This window comes from Halothece sp. PCC 7418 (assembly GCF_000317635.1).
GTDB lineage: Bacteria > Cyanobacteriota > Cyanobacteriia > Cyanobacteriales > Rubidibacteraceae > Halothece.
The window spans coordinates 918,949-938,932 of sequence record NC_019779.1; the positions used below are offsets into that span (position 1 = coordinate 918,949).

At 44.8% G+C, this 19,984-nt stretch carries 13 protein-coding genes, 2 tRNA genes and 3 rRNA genes; 4 read left to right on the forward strand and 14 right to left on the reverse strand.

What is annotated here, in order from left to right:
* Window positions 1–2: 2 nt before the first annotated feature.
* Both PCC7418_RS04230 and PCC7418_RS04235 read right to left on the reverse strand, forming a co-directional pair.
* Window positions 3–1,169: a mechanosensitive ion channel family protein gene (locus PCC7418_RS04230; protein ID WP_015224940.1), complete on the reverse strand. Its 1,167-nt coding sequence runs from the start codon at window positions 1,167–1,169 to the stop codon at window positions 3–5.
* 11 nt (window positions 1,170–1,180) lie between these two features.
* Window positions 1,181–2,296, reverse strand: a complete 1,116-nt coding sequence (locus PCC7418_RS04235; protein ID WP_015224941.1) for a mechanosensitive ion channel family protein — start codon at window positions 2,294–2,296, stop codon at window positions 1,181–1,183.
* A 157-nt stretch (window positions 2,297–2,453) separates the two neighbouring features.
* Between PCC7418_RS04235 and mnmE the strand changes: the two genes are divergently transcribed.
* Window positions 2,454–3,821: a tRNA uridine-5-carboxymethylaminomethyl(34) synthesis GTPase MnmE gene (gene mnmE, locus PCC7418_RS04240; protein WP_041596143.1), complete on the forward strand. Its 1,368-nt coding sequence runs from the start codon at window positions 2,454–2,456 to the stop codon at window positions 3,819–3,821.
* A gap of 79 nt (window positions 3,822–3,900) precedes the next feature.
* Complete coding sequence (locus PCC7418_RS04245) at window positions 3,901–4,200, forward strand: hypothetical protein (RefSeq protein WP_015224943.1); 300 nt, start codon at window positions 3,901–3,903, stop codon at window positions 4,198–4,200.
* A 130-nt stretch (window positions 4,201–4,330) separates the two neighbouring features.
* On the opposite strand, the gene rrf is transcribed toward PCC7418_RS04245, so the two are convergent.
* The 5 genes from rrf to PCC7418_RS04270 form a co-directional block, all read right to left on the reverse strand.
* Window positions 4,331–4,447, reverse strand: a 5S ribosomal RNA gene (gene rrf, locus PCC7418_RS04250).
* A 65-nt stretch (window positions 4,448–4,512) separates the two neighbouring features.
* A 23S ribosomal RNA gene (locus tag PCC7418_RS04255) occupies window positions 4,513–7,337 on the reverse strand.
* 130 nt (window positions 7,338–7,467) lie between these two features.
* Window positions 7,468–7,541: transfer RNA gene (locus tag PCC7418_RS04260), tRNA-Ala, on the reverse strand.
* A 4-nt stretch (window positions 7,542–7,545) separates the two neighbouring features.
* A tRNA-Ile gene (locus PCC7418_RS04265) sits at window positions 7,546–7,619 on the reverse strand.
* Window positions 7,620–7,729: 110 nt separating this feature from the next.
* Window positions 7,730–9,218: ribosomal RNA gene (locus PCC7418_RS04270) — 16S ribosomal RNA — on the reverse strand.
* The 16S, 23S and 5S rRNA genes sit together here with 2 tRNA genes alongside, the layout of an rRNA operon.
* Before the next feature lie 342 nt (window positions 9,219–9,560).
* Here PCC7418_RS04270 and glyQ point away from each other — a divergent pair.
* Window positions 9,561–10,460 (forward strand): glycine--tRNA ligase subunit alpha, encoded by a 900-nt coding sequence (gene glyQ / locus PCC7418_RS04275; protein WP_015224944.1) that lies wholly within the window; start codon window positions 9,561–9,563, stop codon window positions 10,458–10,460.
* 67 nt (window positions 10,461–10,527) lie between these two features.
* Window positions 10,528–11,004 carry a DUF4079 domain-containing protein gene (locus PCC7418_RS04280; protein ID WP_015224945.1) on the forward strand — a complete coding sequence of 159 codons (477 nt, stop codon included), beginning with the start codon at window positions 10,528–10,530 and terminating at the stop codon, window positions 11,002–11,004.
* Between the two features lie 65 nt (window positions 11,005–11,069).
* Here the strand turns inward: PCC7418_RS04280 and PCC7418_RS04285 are convergent, their stop codons facing one another.
* From PCC7418_RS04285 to PCC7418_RS04310, 7 genes are all read right to left on the reverse strand, one after another.
* On the reverse strand, window positions 11,070–11,834 hold the full coding sequence (locus tag PCC7418_RS04285; protein ID WP_015224946.1) for a hypothetical protein: 765 nt from the start codon (window positions 11,832–11,834) through the stop codon (window positions 11,070–11,072).
* Window positions 11,835–11,977: 143 nt separating this feature from the next.
* Entirely contained in the window at window positions 11,978–12,109 is a 132-nt protein-coding gene (locus tag PCC7418_RS21100; RefSeq protein WP_015224947.1) for a hypothetical protein, read from the reverse strand.
* Window positions 12,110–12,148: 39 nt separating this feature from the next.
* The gene (gene crtA / locus PCC7418_RS04290) at window positions 12,149–13,759 is read right to left on the reverse strand and encodes a cyanoexosortase A (RefSeq protein ID WP_015224948.1); all 1,611 of its coding nucleotides are present in this window, start codon (window positions 13,757–13,759) and stop codon (window positions 12,149–12,151) included.
* A 291-nt stretch (window positions 13,760–14,050) separates the two neighbouring features.
* A complete protein-coding gene (locus tag PCC7418_RS04295; RefSeq protein ID WP_015224949.1) occupies window positions 14,051–14,965 on the reverse strand; it encodes an HpsJ family protein in 915 nt (304 codons plus the stop codon).
* 383 nt (window positions 14,966–15,348) lie between these two features.
* The gene (locus PCC7418_RS04300) at window positions 15,349–15,987 is read right to left on the reverse strand and encodes a hypothetical protein (RefSeq protein ID WP_015224950.1); all 639 of its coding nucleotides are present in this window, start codon (window positions 15,985–15,987) and stop codon (window positions 15,349–15,351) included.
* A 283-nt stretch (window positions 15,988–16,270) separates the two neighbouring features.
* Entirely contained in the window at window positions 16,271–18,250 is a 1,980-nt protein-coding gene (locus tag PCC7418_RS04305) for a hypothetical protein (protein WP_015224951.1), read from the reverse strand.
* Between the two features lie 351 nt (window positions 18,251–18,601).
* The gene (locus PCC7418_RS04310) at window positions 18,602–19,894 is read right to left on the reverse strand and encodes an RNA-guided endonuclease TnpB family protein (protein WP_015224952.1); all 1,293 of its coding nucleotides are present in this window, start codon (window positions 19,892–19,894) and stop codon (window positions 18,602–18,604) included.
* Between the last annotated feature and the right edge of the window lie 90 nt (window positions 19,895–19,984).

The following is a 19,984-nucleotide window of genomic DNA, read 5'->3' on the forward strand; positions in this document are numbered from 1 at the left end:
CCCTAAATGGTCACAGGTGAATCAACATAAACGGTGGGTTCGGTACAAGTAAATTCAATTCCATAGCCGATTAGTTTTTCGGTAATGGTGTCATTAGCCAGTTCTAATAATCGCTTACGAAGTTGGAAAGAGTTTTCGTTAGAACCCAAGATAAAAAAGGTAACACGGGCGCGAGTACCTGGTTTATTTTCAGGTTGAAAAAGGGTGATTCGGGTACTCCCTGGATCAATTCCAAATAAAGCATTCGTACTTTGTTTCACTACTTGTTCTACTAATGCTTCTTCTTCACCTTTTAAGGGTCTCATAAAGTCGAGATAAAGTAACGCCATCACTTTTTTACTACGGGTAATATTTTCTACCACATCTAGGTTCGCCATGACAGAATTGGGAACAATAATTAATGTCCCTTTTGCCACAATCCGAATCTTAGTTGAACGTAAACCAATGGATTCTACATTTCCTAGTGCGCCATCAGGAAAAGCGGGCCAACTCCACATCCGAATATATTCACCTGGAATAAAAGGGCGATCCAGATATAATACAAGTGTTCCTAATAACTGTTCTAGAGTTTTTTGAGCAGCAAATGCAATCGCTAACCCGCCAATTCCCACACTGGCTAATAGTCCAACTAGATTAATTTGTTGACTTTGTGCAAACGCGATCGCGGCAATAAAGCCAATAAAAATATTGATTAATGTTTCAAAAACCAGTAATAATTCATCAACTTCTCGCCCTAATTTCCGAATAATTTCTAACCCATAAACTCGCATCACTTGTCGCACTAAGCGAGAGGCTAACCAAGCTAAGCTCAATACTAAAGCTAAGTCATTAAAGAAGCGCAAAAAATCATAGAACGCTTGATAATTCTCTAACACATTTAAAGAAAGTGCAAGTAAAATAAATGTTCCTGCAATTTGAAACAAGCCTTCAATTGGAGAAATTAATTTATCGTAAATTACGCCAAACTGCTGGGGTGCAAGACGAGTGATGACTAAACGAATCACTCGCAGTGAAGCATAACGTGCAATCATCAAGGATAAGAAAACTAAGACTAAGAAAATGGCAAAGGTCTTAGAAAACTCAATCAAAAAAGTTTGAGTTTGCTGATTAAATAACTCACTTTGTAAACTCCTCAATAGATTTTGAAAAAAACTAAAAATTATTTCCATTTGCTCACTCCTCACAGGGTAATCGGTGCATCAACATTGATCGTCCGTTCTTCTAAATCAAAACTAATTCCAAACTCTTGCAACTCACGATTAATATTTTGTCGCGCTGCATCTAAAAGCTGGCGACGTAAGTCCATAGACACTTCTCCCGATCCTAAAATAAAAAAGCTAACTTGGGCTTGAGTAATTTGCATTCCCTCTCTTTCCATAGGTTTAAATGTAATTTCAGTGCTTCGCGGATCAATGCCAAAAATTTCTTTGGTACTATTGATAATCACTTGTCGAATAAAGGCTTTTTCTGTATCGGAAATTGGCTGGGAGAAATTAATATAAATCATCGAGATCACTTTTTTCGCCCCCGTAAAGTTCTCAATATTAGTTTGGGTCAGAAAGTTATTGGGAACGACCATTAATGTTCCTTTTCCTGAGACGCGAATCCGAGTTGAACGTAACCCAATTGATTCTACTCGTCCAAATGTTCCATCAGGTAAACCAATATAATCATCGGCAACAAACGGGCGATCAACATATAAAACAATCCCCCCCAAGAGTTGTTCTAAACTTTTTTGAGCAGCAAATGCAACTGCTAAACCACCTACCCCTAAACTTGCAATTAAACCAAATAAATTAACCTCATGGGTTTGAGCGAAAACAACAATAACGACTAAAATTATACCAGCATTAACAAGGATTTTTCCCAAAAGTAATAGTTCGCTATTGATTTTCCTTTTGCTTTGAATCGCAGCATCTAATAAGTAAATATCAAAATAGCGACTGAAAATGCTAGCTCCAACCCAAGACACTAAAATGGCAACTCCTAAAGCAAGAGGAACTTCTAGCAAATGAATCCAACTCGCTTTTACAAAATACTTTAATCCTAGATCTAACACCCCTAATAAAAAAGTAAGAAATAACCAGCTTTGGAACGGTGCAAATGTTTTTTTATAAACGGTACTTGCTTGCTCAGAAAAAAGACGCTGCGTGAGAGCACTTGCAACTTTGGGAATTAGGAGTAAAACGCCCAACAGTGCAGAAATCATTAAAAATAAAACAAGACCCGCAATAATTCTTGTATCAATTTCTGTCGTTTTGGGTAAATTGCTTAAAAAGTTGGATATACTTTCCATAATTAATTAGATCAAACTCAGAGGAAACAATTACTTTTCTCTAGATTAGATTGGGCTTGGTTTTGAACCTCAATGGTAATTGTTAAGTATCAGTTCTCAATTGTCAATTGCTTGCTGAGGATTTTCCTTGCTAGTTTAAAGAAAAAAGGATCAGATCATGCAAGGAGATACGATCGCTGCTATTGCTACGCCAGTGGTTCCTCAACAAGGAAGCGTCGGGATTGTTCGTTTATCGGGAGAACAAGCCCTTTCTATTGCTAAAACATTATTTCAAGCTCCCGGAAAACAAGCATGGGACTCTCATCAGATCCTTTACGGTTATGTCCGTCACCCTGAAACCGAAAAAGTGGTTGATGAAGCGTTACTGCTGATTATGAAATCTCCCCGATCCTATACCCGCGAAGATGTGGTGGAGTTTCACTGTCATGGCGGAATGATTCCTGTGCAGCAAGTGTTACAGTTATGTTTAGAACAAGGGGCAAGATTAGCACAAGCAGGAGAATTTACCTTACGGGCGTTTCTCAACGGACGCATTGATTTAACCCAAGCCGAAAGTATAGCGGAGTTAGTCGGGGCAAAATCACCCCAAGCTGGAGAAATGGCTCTAGCTGGCTTACAGGGGAAATTAGCGCAGCCGATTCGGGATTTACGGAGTACCTGTTTAGATATTTTGGCAGAAGTAGAAGCGCGAGTGGATTTTGCAGATGAGTTACCGCCCCTTCCTGAAGAAGAGATTCAACAACAAGTGAAAGAAGTTTTAGAAAAAGTCGAATATTTCCTCGCTACTGCGGATCAAGGGGAGTTACTGCGGACAGGGGTAAAAGTTGCCATTGTCGGACGACCTAATGTTGGCAAATCCAGTTTATTGAATGCTTGGAGTCGCAGCGATCGCGCGATTGTGACCGATTTACCTGGAACAACACGGGATGTGGTGGAATCTAATTTAGTGGTTAGCGGGATTCCTGTGGAGGTGTTAGATACCGCAGGGATTCGCGAAACCGAAGATCAGGTAGAAAAAATTGGTGTCGCGCGATCGCGCAATGCAGCGCAAAAAGCGGATTTAATTCTCCACACCATTGATGCCCAACTGGGATGGACAAAAGAAGATGACTTAATTTACGAACAAGTCAAACATCGTCCTCTGATTCTGGTGATTAATAAAACTGATCTCACCCCAGCAAGTACAGTCCAATACCCAGAAACGATTCAAGTCACAGTAGCGACTGCCGTCGCGCGATCGCAAGGGATTGAAAACTTAGAAAGGGCAATTCTCAACTTAGTGCAAACGGGTAATCTCAATGCTGCTAACAGCGACTTTGCGATTAATCAACGGCAAGCAGCAGCCTTAACTCGGGCAAAAACATCACTACAGCACGTTCTCGAAACGATTGACCAACAACTTCCCTTTGACTTTTGGACAATTGATTTACGCAGCGCCATCCAAGCCTTAGGAGAAATTACAGGAGAAGAAGTAACAGAATCTATGCTTGATCGGATTTTTAGTCGCTTTTGTATTGGTAAATAGAAAGTAAAAAATAATGGAAATAAAATTATGATGAACTAAATCTTGTTAAAATTAAAGTAGTGAATTGATGAGGTAAAAGATGAGTTTTAATAGTTGGAAAAATTATCAAACTTCAGCTTTTTGGGATTATATTATTTCTGAACATAATGAACTAGAAGAAGAATTTTATCGTAAATTAGCAGGAGAATGTAACAATGACATCAATCAACTAGCGCGATTAATCGAAGCAGATCTTAAGAAGAATAAGCCCGATGTTTCTGGGTTTTATTCTGAAATCATCGATGTCGCGATTGAAGAAATTGATTTTGATCAAATTGCGGAAGCGATTGTTGAAGATGTCAAAGATTATCTAGAAGAAGATCAGCTACTCGGTACTTAAAGCAGAATCCGTAGATTCCAAAAGTCATAAATCGAGGCAAGACTTCGAGACTGTGATATGAGTGTAGCGATAGTTTCTACAAAAACAAAAATCCCCTTCTCATGAGAAGAAGGGGATTAGGGAATCATGAACCTGGCACCGAGCTATTTTCCCAGACAGTGACCCGTCAAGTATCTTCGCCGCTGCAGCGTTTCACCACCGAGTTCGGGATGGGTCGGGGTGGTTCCACCGCGCCTTGAGCACCAGGAAAGCCTTTCAGTTCTGATTGTCCCGTCAGGGCAGAACCCTCAAGACTGCAAGTCACCAAAGTTTGAGGTCAAGCCCTCGGTCGGTTCGCACGCCTCGGCTTCATCTGTTGCCAGACTTCCACCTAGCGCCGAGCAAACAGGTGTTCTTCCTGTGACCTTACTTCCTTACCAGAATGAGAGCACTCATCTTAAGGTGGGCTTCCCACTTAGATGCTTTCAGCGGTTATCCACTCCGCACTTGGCTACCCTGCGTTTACCGTGGGCACGATAACAGGTACACCAGCGGTGCGTCCTTCCCGGTCCTCTCGTACTAAGGAAGGCTCCTCTCAATGCTCTTGCGCCTACACCGGATATGGACCGAACTGTCTCACGACGTTCTGAACCCAGCTCGCGTACCGCTTTAATGGGCGAACAGCCCAACCCTTGGGACCGACTTCAGCCCCAGGTTGCGATGAGCCGACATCGAGGTGCCAAACCTCCCCGTCGATGTGAACTCTTGGGGGAGATCAGCCTGTTATCCCCAGAGTAACTTTTATCCGTTGAGCGACGGCCTTTCCACTCAGGGCCGTCGGATCACTAAGGCCGACTTTCGTCCCTGCTCGAGTTGTCACTCTTGCAGTCAAGCTCCCTTCTGCCTTTGCACTCTACGGCTGATTTCCAACCAGCCTGAGGGAACCTTGGCGCGCCTCCGTTACCTTTTTGGAGGCGACCGCCCCAGTCAAACTGCCCGCCTGCAGCTGTCCCTTCCCCGGTTCACGGGTTAAGGTTAGAATTCTAGCTGAACCAGAGTGGTATCTCACCGATGGCTCTGGTTTCCCCACGAGGAAACCTTCTTCGCCTCCCACCTATCCTGCGCAAGCTCAGCCCGAACCCCACTTCAGGTTACAGTAAAGCTTCATGGGGTCTTTCTGTCCTGGTGTAGGTAGTCCGTATCTTCACAGACAGTCCTATTTCGCCGAGTCTCTCTCCGAGACAGCGCCCAGATCGTTACGCCTTTCGTGCGGGTCGGAACTTACCCGACAAGGAATTTCGCTACCTTAGGACCGTTATAGTTACGGCCGCCGTTCACTGGGGCTTCGGTCGCTAGCTTCGCCCCGCAGGGCTAACCCACTTCCTTAACCTTCCAGCACTGGGCAGGCGTCAGCCCCTATACTTCCTCTTTCGAGTTGGCAGAGACCTGTGTTTTTGGTAAACAGTCGCCTGGGCCTGGTCACTGCGACCAGCTCTCGCTGGTACCCCTTCTCCCGAAGTTACGGGGTGATTTTGCCGAGTTCCTTAGAGAGAGTTTTCTCGCGCCCCTTGGTATTCTCAACCTCCCTACCTGTGTCGGTTTCGGGTACGGGTACTGGCTTTCTTCACAACAATCGCTTTTCTTGGCACTACTTTCAGTGATACGGGAGTCGTAACTCCCTCCCAATCCATTCAGGGCATCACCTATCCTCATGCGTCCCGACGTTGCTCCCACTCAGTAGTTTGGGATTGTTGACCCAATGTCCATCGACTACGCCAATCGGCCTCGCCTTAGGTCCCGACTAACCCTCCGCGGACGAGCCTTCCGGAGGAACCCTTAGGGTTTCGGGGCTTTGGATTCTTACCAAAGTTTTCGCTACTCAAGCCGACATTCTCACTTCTATCTCGTCCACACCTGCTTACCGCTAGTGCTTCTCCCTTGATAGAACGCTCCCCTACCACAGTCCAATACTGTCCACAGCTTCGGTAGATGACTTAGCCCCGTTCATTTTCGGCGCGGGAACGCTTGACCAGTGAGCTATTACGCACTCTTTTAAGGGTGGCTGCTTCTAGGCAAACCTCCTGGTTGTCTCGGCGTTCCTACCTCCTTTCTCACTGAGTCATCATTTCGGGACCTTAGCTGGTGGTCTGGGCTGTTTCCCTCTTGACGATGAAGCTTATCCCCCACCGTCTCACTGGCGAGTTCCCCACTGGTATTCTGAGTTTGTCTCGCTTTGGTACCGCTTTCGCAGCCCGCAGCGAAACAGTGCTTTACCCCCAGTGGCTTATCCTCGCTGCTGCGCCTAAACGCATTTCGGGGAGAACCAGATAGCTCCGAGTTCGATTGGCATTTCACCGCTAACCACAGCTCATCCGCCAACTTTTCAACGTTGGTCGGTTCGGACTTCCACTTGGTACTACCCAAGCTTCCTCCTGGCCATGGTTAGTTCACCCGGGTTCGGGTCAATTACCTGTGACTAGCGCCCTGTTCGGACTCGCTTTCGCTTGGGCTTCGCTGCTAAGACAGCTTAACCGGCCACAGTCTAATTACTCGCCGGCTCATTCTTCAACAGGCACGCGGTCAGACGTTGAATCGTCCTCCCACTGCTTGTAAGCTAACGGTTTCACGTTCTTTTTCACTCCCCTCGCCGGGGTTCTTTTCACCTTTCCCTCGCGGTACTGGTTCGCTATCGGTCACACAGGAGTATTTAGCCTTACCAGGTGGTCCTGGCTGATTCACTCGGGGATTCCACGTGCCCCGAGCTACTCGGGATTCAGCTCCGCTCTCTGCGTTGTCAACTACAGGACTTTTACCTTCTCTGGTGCAGTTTTCAGTTGCTTCGTTTAACGCTTTGAGTCGGGTTTTGCTGTCCCACAACCCCAATCCCCGCAGGGACTGGTTTAGGCTCTTCCCCTTTCGCTCGCCGCTACTGGGAGAATCACTTTTGTTTTCTTTTCCTACGGCTACTGAGATGTTTCAGTTCACCGCGTTCGCTCGTTCCCACCTATTGATTCAGTGGGTCGTGCTTGGGGTTTCCCCATTCGGATACCTACGGCTCAATGCTTGTTTCCAGCTCCCCGCAGCGTTTCGTCGGTTACCACGTCCTTCTTCGCCTCTGTGTGCCGAGGGCTCTTCCGTTAGCTCTTTGTAGCTTGACCTCGGTCTTTGACTTTCTTTGGTGACTATGCAGTTTTCAAGGTTCTGGTCTGGACTAAGAGTCCAGCAGTCGTTAGGGGCTCTAACGGTGCTGATTCTTAGTTTTCTCTGGGCTTTCTCCTCTTCTGGAGATGGAGGTAAGCGGACCTCGAACCGCTGACTCCCTGCGTGCAAGGCAGGTGCTCTACCAACTGAGCTATACCCCCCTGATGGGCTATCCTGGACTTGAACCAGGGACCTCACCCTTATCAGGGGTGCGCTCTAACCAGCTGAGCTAATAGCCCAGGTTCCCCAAACCTAGGTGGAAAAGCCTTCTCTCCCACGACCGACCTTGGGAGTTGGTTCTTTCACTCTTACTTCTGTTTCAGAGCTTCGTCCCTTTTGGTCTCCCGATTAAGGAGGTGATCCAGCCACACCTTCCGGTACGGCTACCTTGTTACGACTTCACCCCAGTCACCAGCCCAGCCTTCGGCGCCCCCCTCCAAACCGGTTAGGGTAACGACTTCGGGCTTGGCCAGCTTCCATGGTGTGACGGGCGGTGTGTACAAGGCCCGGGAACGAATTCACCGCAGTATTCTGACCTGCGATTACTAGCGATTCCTCCTTCAAGCAGGCGAGTTGCAGCCTGCTATCTGAACTGAGGCCGAGTTTGCTGGGATTCGCTTACTCTCGCGAGCTCGCTCCCCTTTGTCCCGACCATTGTAGGACGTGTGTTGCCCAGAGCATAAGGGGCATGCTGACTTGACGTCATCCTCACCTTCCTCCGGTTTGTCACCGGCAGTCTCCCTAGAGTGCCCAACCTAATGCTGGCAACTAAGGACGAGGGTTGCGCTCGTTGCGGGACTTAACCCAACATCTCACGACACGAGCTGACGACAGCCATGCACCACCTGTCTCCGCGTTCCCGTAGGCACGTCTGAGTTTCCCCAGACTTCGCGGGATGTCAAGCCCTGGTAAGGTTCTTCGCGTTGCATCGAATTAAACCACATCCTCCACCGCTTGTGCGGGCCCCCGTCAATTCCTTTGAGTTGCACACTTGCGTGCGTACTCCCCAGGCGGGATACTTAACGCGTTAGCTTCGGCACGGCTTGGGTCGATACAAACCACGCCTAGTATCCATCGTTTACGGCTAAGACTACAGGGGTATCTAATCCCTTTCGCTACCTTAGCTTTCGTCCCTGAGGGTCAGGTGCGACCCAGTAGAGCGCTTTCGCCACCGGTGTTCTTCCCAATCTCTACGCATTTCACCGCTACACTGGGAATTCCCTCTACCCCTGTCGCCCTCTAGCGCACCAGTTTCCACTGCTCTACCGGAGTTGAGCTCCGACCTTTAACAGCAGACTTGATGCGCCCCCTGCGGACGCTTTACGCCCAATAATTCCGGATAACGCTTGCCTCCTCCGTATTACCGCGGCTGCTGGCACGGAGTTAGCCGAGGCTGATTCCTCAGGTACCGTCAGGACTTCTTCCCTGAGAAAAGTGGTTGACAGCCCAAGAGCCTTCTTCCCACACGCGGCGTTGCTCCGTCAGGCTTTCGCCCATTGCGGAAAATTCCCCACTGCTGCCTCCCGTAGGAGTCTGGGCCGTGTCTCAGTCCCAGTGTGGCTGCTCATCCTCTCAGACCAGCTACCGATCGCTGCCTTGGTACGCTTTTACCCCACCAACTAACTAATCGGACGCGAGCTCCTCTTCAGGCAGAAACCTGTTTCACCTCTCGGCCTATTGGGGATTAGCCGTCGTTTCCAACGGTTGTCCCCATCCTGAAGGTAGATTCTCACGCGTTACTCACCCGTCCGCCACTAAGCCCGAGGGCTTCGTTCGACTTGCATGTGTTAAGCACGCCGCCAGCGTTCATCCTGAGCCAGGATCAAACTCTCCATGTTGAGAGCCTGTGGCTCTAAGTTTTGACAATTGCTTGGCGTTTTTAGCCTTGCTTTCGTCTTTTCCTTCGTTTCTTTAAGAATTCATTGACGTGGAAGCGTTAACGTTATAATGTTAACTTTAGGCTTTTCCAACTATTAAGTTTTTCTAGGTTCAGAGTGCGCTGTCTGGGGCGTTTGTGGTCGCCTCCGTTTCGAGCGCATTAACCAATATAGGGCTTATTTCTCTAAGTGTCAACCCTTTTTCCAAAAAAAATTTCTACTTTTTTTCTTTCCCTTGCTGGGGGCGGGTTGTGGCACAATGGGAATCGCTAACTGAGCAAGAATTTTGAAAACAATCAGGATATGTCTGCAAAAGATTTCCAGTCTGTGATCGCGACGCTTAATCAATTTTGGCGCGATCGCGCTTGTTTAATTGCCCAACCCTACGATACCGAAAAAGGTGCCGGAACCATGAGTCCTCATACTTTTTTACGCGCAATTGGTCCCGAACCTTGGTCAGTGGCTTATATTGAACCCTGTCGTCGCCCAACAGATGGACGGTATGGTGAAAACCCAAATCGGTTTCAACACTATTATCAATATCAAGTTCTGATTAAACCTTCTCCTCCCAATATTCAAGATCTGTTCTTAGATTCTTTACGGGCTTTGGGGATTCAGCCTGAGGATCATGATGTGCGCTTTGTGGAGGATAACTGGGAATCTCCCACATTAGGGGCGTGGGGAGTCGGCTGGGAAGTTTGGCTAGATGGAATGGAAATTACTCAGTTTACTTACTTCCAACAATGTGGCGGACTCGATTGTCATCCTGTTTCGATTGAAATCACCTATGGCTTAGAGCGCATTGCAATGTATCTACAAGAGGTTGATGCACTTCCTAAAATCCAGTGGAATGATGAATTGAACTATGGCGATGTCCACTTACAAGGGGAGATTGAACAGTGTACTTATAACTTTGAAGCCTCTAATCCTGAGTTACTATTTCAACTATTTACCCTTTACGAACAAGAAGCCAATCAATTGACCGAGAAAGGGTTGGTTTTACCAAGTTTGGATTACGTTCTCAAGTGTTCTCATACGTTTAACTTGCTAGAAGCCAGAGGAGTGATTTCAGTAACGGAACGAACCCGCTATATTGGGCGCATTCGTACTTTGGCTCGGAAAACGGCTCAACGGTATTATGAACAACGAGAACAGCTTGGATTTCCTTTGCTGAAGTCAAGTCACTCTTATGCGACGGTTTAAGACGGATTGAAAACAGAGACACAGGTAATATTTAATATTTTTTTGAGCAATGTGAGGAGAGCAATTGATGAATCTAACAGAGTTATTAGAACCCATCGCGCAGTTTTTTCGTTCCCTGAATCTCCCTGAACCGATTACCCACTGGGGACATCCCGCGATGATGGGAGTTGTAATTTTTGTCATGGGAACATTTGTGGGAATTACAGGCTGGAAAGGACGTTTAGTTCAGGATCAAGGAGTCGCACTCGAAAATAAAAGTAATCATCGTAAGTTAGCGCCTTGGATGTTTACGTTTATGGCGTTGGGTTATACAGGGGGAGTATTATCGTTGGTGATGCAAGAAAAGCCGATTTTGGAAAGTCCTCATTTTCTAACTGGGACAGTTGTTTTAGGATTACTGGCGGTGAATGGCTTGATTTCTTTGACTGGCTTTGGTGGAGATAATAAACAGTTAAGAACGGCTCATGCCATTCTAGGAAGTATCGCTTTAGCCATTATGGTCATTCATGCTTTATTGGGTTTGCAGTTGGGTTTAGCCATTTAAGGAGACCGCCGAGAAGTCCCCATCCACAATTGATAAAGTCATTTGGGATTGCTGTCTGGAGTTGCTCAAAGCACTAAGTTGTATCGTTGCAGCATCGCTTCCAAAGTTTGGGGAAGGGTCGCTTTTAAATCGGTTTCTCCTCGAAATGAAAGCTGTTGTGGGTTTGGGAGATCAAAGGGATAACCTCCTTCCCAGCGTTCCATTTTGGTCAGTAAAATTTGCTCCCGTTGTTTGCATTGTAACGCATACCCTAATTCTAAACTGACCGTTGGACTGGGAAGCAGTATCGCTGTTTTTTCATTAGGAATGTGCGCTAGGGGAGTTCCATCTGCGATAAAAATCAAACTTTTCCGAATTTTTCGTAATTGACTGTTACTTAAGCGAATCGGGTCATCTTTGGGACGCACTGAAAACTCTAGACTGACGGGAACTCGGGCTTGTTGATTAAATGTTTCTATTGTTTCTTGTAAGGCTTCTGCTAAAACCTCATAAGCAGCAGCATACTCTTGCTGATAGGAAAAATAAATGATGGGATCAAGTAACGCGCTGACATCTTGCTTAATAAAGTAAATTTCCTGAGAAATCAGATCGATGTTGGCAATTTGATAACCGCCACTCCCTTCAATGTAGAATTCCACGGTTTCCCCACTGAGATACCGTTGAAACCATTCTGCTGACTCTACTGTTTCGCGTTCATCTAAAAAATCGGCTCTCAGTCCAGATTTCAACAAACTGCTTTTACTCAGTCGCAAATCATGAGGGCGTTGCATTACCTCTCGCAGCGGTTCGTATTCTTGTAAATACCACGCTCTCAGCGCAATAATTGCCATATTTCTCTCCCAATCAACACGCATCAGGCATGATAGCAATTATTTTTTAGTTTTGGGGAATGGCTTTGATCGTAGGTTGAGTTAGTGACAGCGTAACCCAACTCAACTTGGTCAGTGTTGAGTTGCACAGGATTCAACCCAACCTAAGTTTTGCTGCTTGTGCTCAATCGCAAATCATGAGGGCGTTGCATTACCTCTCGCAGTGGTTCGTATTCTTGTAAATACCACGCTCTCAGCGCAATAATTGCCATATTTCTCTCCCAATCAACACGCATCAGGCATGATAGCAATTATTTTTTAGTTTTGGGGAATTACTAAAATAGTGCTTGCCATTTTGGATATCCTTCCTGAAACACTGCTTCTAAACGCTGATAACTGGCTTCAGGGGAGTTCTCTTGTAAGGGAGTCGATAAATGAACCCACAGACAATTTCGCTCGCGCAAACTGCGAGTTCCGATGACACCAGACCAAAGACGAGAATTAGCCTTTAAAAGATTACGATTCATTTTGTAAACAAAATCCCCAATATTCGTGGTACTTTCTCCCTGAGAGGTAATGCAAGTGCTTAAATAAGCATAGCTTTCATCATGATAAAGTTGGTATGCTCCCAAGTTCGGGAGGGTCTTGGAACGTTTATCTGACTCTACCTTTCCCCGCTTGAGATAGCGACTGGCAAAACCGCCAACATTGCCAAATGTTCCGCCAATATGCCTTAATTCAACAGTGACTGCCTGATTTTGTTGACGATAGAGATATTGTTGTCCAGAGCGAAATTGTTGAACATAGTCGTTTATGGAATCGGTTTCGTCTGTCAGGGGAACACTACTTTCTCTTGTCCAACCTTTCAGACTGAGTTGAGAGGGAAAGTTTAAGGGGGGAACTTGTCTGCGTCCAACTTCAGGGAAAAAGAAGGTGAAGAGAGTCACTACAGAAATCATCAAACCGAGTCCTGATAAAAAACGGAGACGGGAAGGATTAGATTCAGGAGGGCTGGTTGATTCTCCTTCAGAAGAAGCAGTTTCAGGTTTAGAATTTTCTGTTGTTTCTTCTGCTTGCTTGACTTTTAATTGATTTTCATAATGTTCATAAATAAAGTGGGCACTGACAATCCAAATGCTAAACGCAGCTAAGGAAAAAATTTGGCTGCCTTCACTACCATGCCAATACTCAAACGCAGTCGGATCGGAAACGACAACCGCTAATAGCGCCACTCGTACGACTCCTAAGAAAAATCCTAAGCTGAGTAATCCAATTAGAATTTTAGAGGCAAATTTCCAATTCAGAGGTGCAATAATAAATAAAACGAATGTTAATTGTAGTAATAAACCAATGAGCGGTCCTCCTGTGCAAGCATAGAGGACTTCGACACTGCCATCGGGCAAATAAATAAAAACGCCTTCTTGAGAAACATCAAAGCCGATGTAATGTAAGAAAAATGTGCTGAAATCTGCTGTTAACTTGGGAAATGTAAAACCGTCTGGAAAAGATGTAAATACTTTTTCGGAAATACCATCAACTAAACTAAAAATGAGAAAAGCAATTAAAGGACGGGTGTATTGTTTGAGTCCTTTCCATCCTGAAGCAATTAAAGCGAGGCTCAGTAAACTGAAAAAGGGAATAAATTGGAGAACAAAATTTTCATACCAAAATAATGCTAATCCGCGATAGATGATGATGGCAAGGAGAAATATGCCAATAAAATTTTTCCAAGGCTGGGAAACTAAATAAATATCATTGCGTTTTTTCCAAAGCACAAACAGTGCAACCAACCAGAAGAAAAGGGTTGTTGTTAACTCAGGACTATTGATACGATGAGTGAGAACTCCATGCCAAATTGCAAGGTTAGCGGTAGTGAAAAATAACCACATTTTGGCATCACTGAGAGAAGATTTAATTTTAATCCAATCGGGTGAGGAAACAATCATTGATTTGTTCTTGGTTCTTGGTTAAGATTTTAGGCAACAGGCAAGAGTAAAGCTCATCTGCATTGAAATTGGGATGATTCAGCGACCAAGATGGTCGCACGGTCATGGTTTTCCAATTCCTGATGTTTTGATTGAAATGCGTGACAGCTTAGGGGGAAATAAGGGGAAGGACAATTCATCAAATCAAAGAAAATGTCGGTTTGGCTCTTGGTTACGAAACCCAACAGTAGCTAGGGTGTGGTTGGGTTTCACAGGATTCAACCCAACCTACGACTATAATTTTACAGGCTATCATTTCAAAGATTTTACCCAACGGGCTTCCCACCAGAGACGAATCAGAAATGCACCAATGAGTAAGCCAGCGAAACTATTACGAATTGCTTCAACTAAGAGTTCACGGAAACGATTTTGTTTTTCGGTGTTAACTTGTTGTCTGATTCGTTGTTTTCGTTCTTCAATTTTTTGAATCAGAGTTTGTTCTAAGGTTGATGATTCTGGGACGTTTTCAATGTTAAATTGATCTCGCAGGCGTTGGAGTTGGAAAAAAGAAAGACTCTCGTTTTCTAAAGCCTCTTTTAAATTATTTAATTGTTCTTGTTGGTTAGTTTGTTGTTGACCGAGTTGTGCGGTAGCATTTTCGTTGAGGCGGTTGGCGTTGACAAGAGTAAGAGGAACTAGGAGAATAAAAATGATACCGCCTAATAAAGTTAACCACCGCAATAACTTCAGAAAACTCAATTCAAAGCGACGAATTTGAGCCCGGTTCGGGAGATAAATGAGAATTAATGCTAATAATACTAACCAAGTATTATTAACGAGTAAAATAAATGTTTCAAATTCCCAATTGGAGTTTGTTAGCTGAGGTGGATAAAGAACTCTTACATAGTCAATTACAGAAACAAAAAGTATGATATATCCTAGCCAATTGAGGAGGATGAAAAAGCCTTGATTTTCAACAGTGCCTATAGAGATTGTTGTAAAAGGGTTGCGAAGTCTTGGTAATCTGAGGTTGGGTGTGGATAGGCGAGGTAAGTTTCTGCGGAGGCGATGTAAGCTAATTTCAGGAGGTTGGGGAAGTCGCAGGCGTTTCAGTTTTCGTCCTAAGTGGAGGCGCGGTAATTCTAGGGCGGGGAATTTTTTCCAGAAGGGGCGACGGCGACGGTTGGAGTTAGAAGAAGATTTACTTCCAAAAAGATTCCGTTTCATGGTGGTTTATAGTGCTTCGCACAGATGAGCAATAGCAGCTTATGAAATTGATTTATTGGTTATCCCCCCAACCCCCCTTGGTAAGGGGGGCTGTTTCATTCTATTTTTTGGCAAGTTCCAGACATTAGAAATAGCAGGGGTTTTACGGCTTTTTTCTTATGAATAAGTCAAATCAGAAGAAATATCCGAGATCGCGCCACCTTGTAAGGGTTCACATGATCACTTTTAATTTTAACCCCGAGAATGAAACAGCCCTGCTCTTTGTAAGGGGGCTAACGGAAGGATAACAAGAACGAAATAAACCCCCCGCATTAGGAGGGTTCGATTACAATAGCTTCTCAGTCAAAAATAGAGCATGATTAATGCCGAAAGAAAGTAGTTAATTAGTTTACATTTGCGTTAGCGCGACGGCTTTTCCAGCGTTTCCAAGCACCCCAACCCCCAAGGAGAGCTAGCGCGATCGATGTTTCCGCTTCAAAGGGAACTGCTTGTGGATCATTTGGATCCTCAACGTCGGTTACAGTAACAACACCACCAGTAATCGATCGGATTTGAAAATTACCTGCTCCTTGTTCTACTTGTTCTTGGGACGCATTGCCTGATGTTACTAGGCTTCGTGAATCACCTACATTACTCAAAGTATTCAGCGTCTGATCAAAGACAAATCTGATATCGCGGTCAGTATCTGGCGATGCCACAAAACTATCAACTGCGTCAATAGTGAATTGGGTATCGCTGTTGGAGTTAAAGCCAAAATTATCACCTGGGCTTGTACTGTTTGCAGTTGTATAGGTAAAACTATTGTTTACTGTCGCTCCAGATGCAGCAGTTATATTGAAATTGGAGTAAGTTTCAGTAGTGGTGTCATAATCAAATGTACCTGTCAAATTTCCGTTGTCTGTAAAGTTAGCACCACTAAAATCTAAAGTTAAAATTATTGCCTCTGCCGAATTAGCAAAGCCCAAAGTCGAGAATGCAGTGGCTACAGTTGCCCCTGCTAAAATTTTCATCATGTGTCTCATTGCGTTTACTCCTCAAAGTAAGTAATTGTCCAAATTGCCATTAGTTGCCTATAGACTCCAATATCCAATAACTGAATATTAGCTCGTAATTCTAAAACAAACGTGATACTGCTAACATTGATCAGAATCTAAGTTTAAAGTTAATTCTGAACTATGCAGGATTTGAATAATGATAAGTATCACTTCTAGCCACGGCTTGAGATTTTATTTTAAGTTATTTTTCTGAGGAAGGCAAGTGATCTAAACATCAACTTAATTTCATCTCGGTACAAGCTACAATAACTTACTTTTCAAAAAGATTTTGTTGCCCGTCCATTTCGGTGGTCAATTCTATGCGGAAACGATTTTGGGGGGAACTCTGATTTAAGATTTCGTAATGACCTCGCAAGCGCAACCCAGGTAAGATCGTTGTTTCAAGGTTGGCTTTCATTCCTTCTCCTTGCGATCCCATGCGGTATCCAATTTCCACATCCCATAAGGGGTTACCACTGACATCACGTTGTCCTGATTGGTATTGCCAACTGAGGGTCAGAAGATGATTTTTTTGATGAAAATCACGGGTTTGGTAAGCGAGATTGAGTCGATTTTTATCTTGGGAACTGATATCCTTGAATAAGGCATAACTGAGTCTAGTTTGGGTGATTCCCTGACGATCGCGATGAGAAAATTCTAGATTCCCCAACTGTTGTCGAATCTGCCATTGCAGTTGCCGATCGCGCTTCAGGCTGATGCCAATGACTGTTGAACCGTTGGCACTTTGGCGAAAACGTCCTCGGAGATTGATTGCTCTGCCTTGTTGACTGTCCCAGCGAGCCGAGAGTCTCATACGGGGCAAGATTTGCCAATGGGTTTGGAGGTGATTGCCTGTGTGATTCTGCTGAAAGCTAACATTAAGGTGGGGAGTGGGTTGATAATTAATGCGGGTTTCTAAGGTTTCACCGAGCACTCCCGCAATGGTCACGTCTAAGGGAATGTCTAAGGGACTAAAAAAGAATTCTCCCCAACGCTGCCATCCTTGTTCATGAATTAAACCAACTCCTAAAGTTATACTATCTGCAACGCCCCAACGCAAAGTTGCTCCTCCAATCAACTGGGAGAAGTCGCCCCAAAAGGCACGATGATTATTGCGACGTGCTCCTGTGGAAATCAACCAACTGACACTTCCTTCAGGTAATTGTTCTGCTAAAGGGCGAAACGAGACAGTCTGTTGTTCGGGATTTAGGGTGCGTTGTCCTTGCGGGAAAAAAAGAATGTCATATTTTGCTGACAATCCCCCCTTACCAAAAGGCACATCTTGAAAGCGATAGTTGCCATCTTTACCCACCCAAACTTCTTGTAAAACCTCCTCTCCTTGGTTACGGGTTAATTGAACTAAAGTTCCAGGCTTGGCTTGACCCGTAATATCCCGAGGAAAAACATGGGTTTGCAACCGTTGCTCAGGATTAACATGAGGAAACGCCCCAGCAGTTGCTTCTACCCCCTCTCGTTGTAGATACGTGATCCCCCAATATTCTCCTTTTTCGAGCCAAAAGGGGGTTTGTTGACCTACAATCAAATCAGTTTCGGGCGTGGGTCGAAAATACTGGAAATTATCCAGATACCAACTTTGAGGACGGTTAAGACGGGTTTGATCAACTTCAATCTGCCAATTTCCTCCCCAGAAGCTCCCCCGAGCCAGTAATTCTCCTTGTAGTTGCCAAGTGGATAGATCAGCAGCAGGGGTAACAGTTGTCATTTGCTGAACGGTGTTAAGCTCATTCCCAGCCTGAAGGTCAGGGGATTTCGCGTCATTAGTTCTTTGTCCTTTGTCCTTTGTTTCCTGCATCAGAGCCTCGGGAGGGATTTGAAAACAAGGGTGAAACCGTAGGGGATGCTTGATCGCTTGCAGGGAGGGGACTAAGCCTAAGTCTGGGTCGAGATCAAAGGAAGTCATACAATTTTGAATGATTGGCGCTACATTACCAGCCTCACCCCCCTCTTTCCCCCGTAAGAAGGGGGGATTAACTGTGACCTTAGTTTTTGACAATGGTATAAGTAATTGGAAGGGACTTACTCCCACTGTCTGCTCATTAATCGGATCAGGGGAGGAGCTTTCTAGGTTTGTTTGTAACTTGGTTGTTTCTGCAGTGGGTTGAGCCGAAAAGGAGCGAGGTTTGGTTTGTGCGGGTTGGGGAGAAAAAACAACCGCCAGAGCCAAGCTCACTCCCATCAGAAGATTAAGCCAGATTTGATAGGGCGGGTGAAAGCAAAATACTTCTGACATTTTCTTTCTCTGAGAGGTTAATTAGATGAAATGGAATCCATTTATGATGTAGTGATATCCTCCCAATCCCCTTTTGTAAGGGTTGACTGACAAAATTTCTGAAAGCCCTATTCTATCCTAGGTTGGGTTAGCGTGGTCAGTAACCTAACTAGATCCTTGCTGGTGTTGGGTTTCGTTGCCTCAACCCAACCTACCTTGGGTTAGCGTGGTCAGTCAATCAGGGGGGCGAAGGGGTCTGCATTGCCTACCCTAGGACTATCTTGACGATTGAACTCTCCACGCGATAAATCGGCGTGGATTCCAAACGTTGCTTCGCATGATAGACGGGGCTTTCAGGGTGCTGAAATGAATTCAGCACACAGCCCCTCCTAAAGCCATAATGCTTCGCGGTTTTCGTTTGGAGTTCCAAAGATAAAATCTTTGGGGCAGGCTCAAAGCTGCTCTACTGACCTTGGCTAAGACTAAGCCTAGCTGTATCTCTACTTTTCTCAGAATGTTTGCTGCTGCGTTGGCATCAGCATTAACGATTCTTCCCTGAGAATCTTGATAGCATCCTCTCGTTACTCGCTTTCCTGTGGGGGCGCACCTTTCGGGTTTCTCACCTAAGGTCGGTAGCAAATCACTATCAAGATAGCTCGACTTGGATGTGTAGGATTCCTCAGTTTCTACAAACTCAATACCGTGTTCCTCTGCTAACTGCTGAATTCGATTTTTTAACTTAGCAGTGGGAATCTGAACAAAGTTTTGATTGTTCTTTCGTCCGATACTGACTCCTTGACGCTGACCTTTATTCCAACCGAAAACGATGATCCCTATATCTTTATTAAGGCAATAGTTAATCACCATCTTCGCTGCCTTGTTTACAGCATCTCGAACTTGGCGGTTTCGTTTTTCGGTGATTCTAGCTAACTCAAAGTCCCAATAACCTTGAGGTTTTCCCTTTTTAAGAGAAGACACTCGGCGGTTATAGTTCTGATTTAGAGATTTAAGTTTTCTCCCATCAATGATGAAAGACTCTCCAATGGTGGAAACACAAGTTAACCAGTTATCCAAGCCTGGATCAATTCCTAACGCTTCTGTAGAATTAACTGTGGTTTTGACTTCAGGTCTTTCATAAACCCATTCTACATAGAACTCTCGGTTTCTAGGAAGAATTCTTAACTCTTTAATGCTCTCCCATTCAAGATTAGAAGGAAAAGGAACAAAAAATTCTGAGAGACCGAACCATGCTTTAATAGTCTTCCCTAAAGGAACTCTAACTTGAGTGCTCTTTAACTTGAGAGCTTGTTTTGGATAAGAAGCAACCGCCATCCCTCCTTTATTTCTATAATTGGGGAGTTTAGGATGGTTACTAATTTCTCCCTTGAAAAAGGCTTTCCTCAAACCCTTATAGGACTTAAAAGATTCTGCGACGCTTCTAAGAACCTGTTGAGCGCACTGAGAGTAGAGGGCTTTGAAGTTGACCTGTCCTTTTAGGACTTCTTCTGGTTCATATTTTCCAATGATCCGACCTTCATTAAAGAAAGTTTGACGAGCATAATAGATTCCACAATTTGTTAGGTTATTAGCCGTCTGGCAAATATGTTCTAATATTGGAATTGAGTCAGAGTTTGGGCTAATCCGATTTTGCTGACATCCATACATAACATAATGGTTTCTAAAATAATGCTAAGATTATTATAACATAAAAATAAACCCAAAGGGTGGAAAATGGATAAACAAAGATTAAGCCTT

Coding starts and splice junctions, on each gene's coding strand:
- PCC7418_RS04230 (WP_015224940.1), bottom strand. CDS start 1,169: ATGGAAATAATTTTTAGTTTTTTTCAAAATCTATTGAGGAGTTTACAA.
- PCC7418_RS04235 (WP_015224941.1), bottom strand. CDS start 2,296: ATGGAAAGTATATCCAACTTTTTAAGCAATTTACCCAAAACGACAGAA.
- mnmE (WP_041596143.1), top strand. CDS start 2,454: ATGCAAGGAGATACGATCGCTGCTATTGCTACGCCAGTGGTTCCTCAA.
- PCC7418_RS04245 (WP_015224943.1), top strand. CDS start 3,901: ATGAGTTTTAATAGTTGGAAAAATTATCAAACTTCAGCTTTTTGGGAT.
- glyQ (WP_015224944.1), top strand. CDS start 9,561: ATGTCTGCAAAAGATTTCCAGTCTGTGATCGCGACGCTTAATCAATTT.
- PCC7418_RS04280 (WP_015224945.1), top strand. CDS start 10,528: ATGAATCTAACAGAGTTATTAGAACCCATCGCGCAGTTTTTTCGTTCC.
- PCC7418_RS04285 (WP_015224946.1), bottom strand. CDS start 11,834: ATGGCAATTATTGCGCTGAGAGCGTGGTATTTACAAGAATACGAACCG.
- PCC7418_RS21100 (WP_015224947.1), bottom strand. CDS start 12,109: ATGCGTGTTGATTGGGAGAGAAATATGGCAATTATTGCGCTGAGAGCG.
- crtA (WP_015224948.1), bottom strand. CDS start 13,759: ATGATTGTTTCCTCACCCGATTGGATTAAAATTAAATCTTCTCTCAGT.
- PCC7418_RS04295 (WP_015224949.1), bottom strand. CDS start 14,965: ATGAAACGGAATCTTTTTGGAAGTAAATCTTCTTCTAACTCCAACCGT.
- PCC7418_RS04300 (WP_015224950.1), bottom strand. CDS start 15,987: ATGAGACACATGATGAAAATTTTAGCAGGGGCAACTGTAGCCACTGCA.
- PCC7418_RS04305 (WP_015224951.1), bottom strand. CDS start 18,250: ATGTCAGAAGTATTTTGCTTTCACCCGCCCTATCAAATCTGGCTTAAT.
- PCC7418_RS04310 (WP_015224952.1), bottom strand. CDS start 19,894: ATGTATGGATGTCAGCAAAATCGGATTAGCCCAAACTCTGACTCAATT.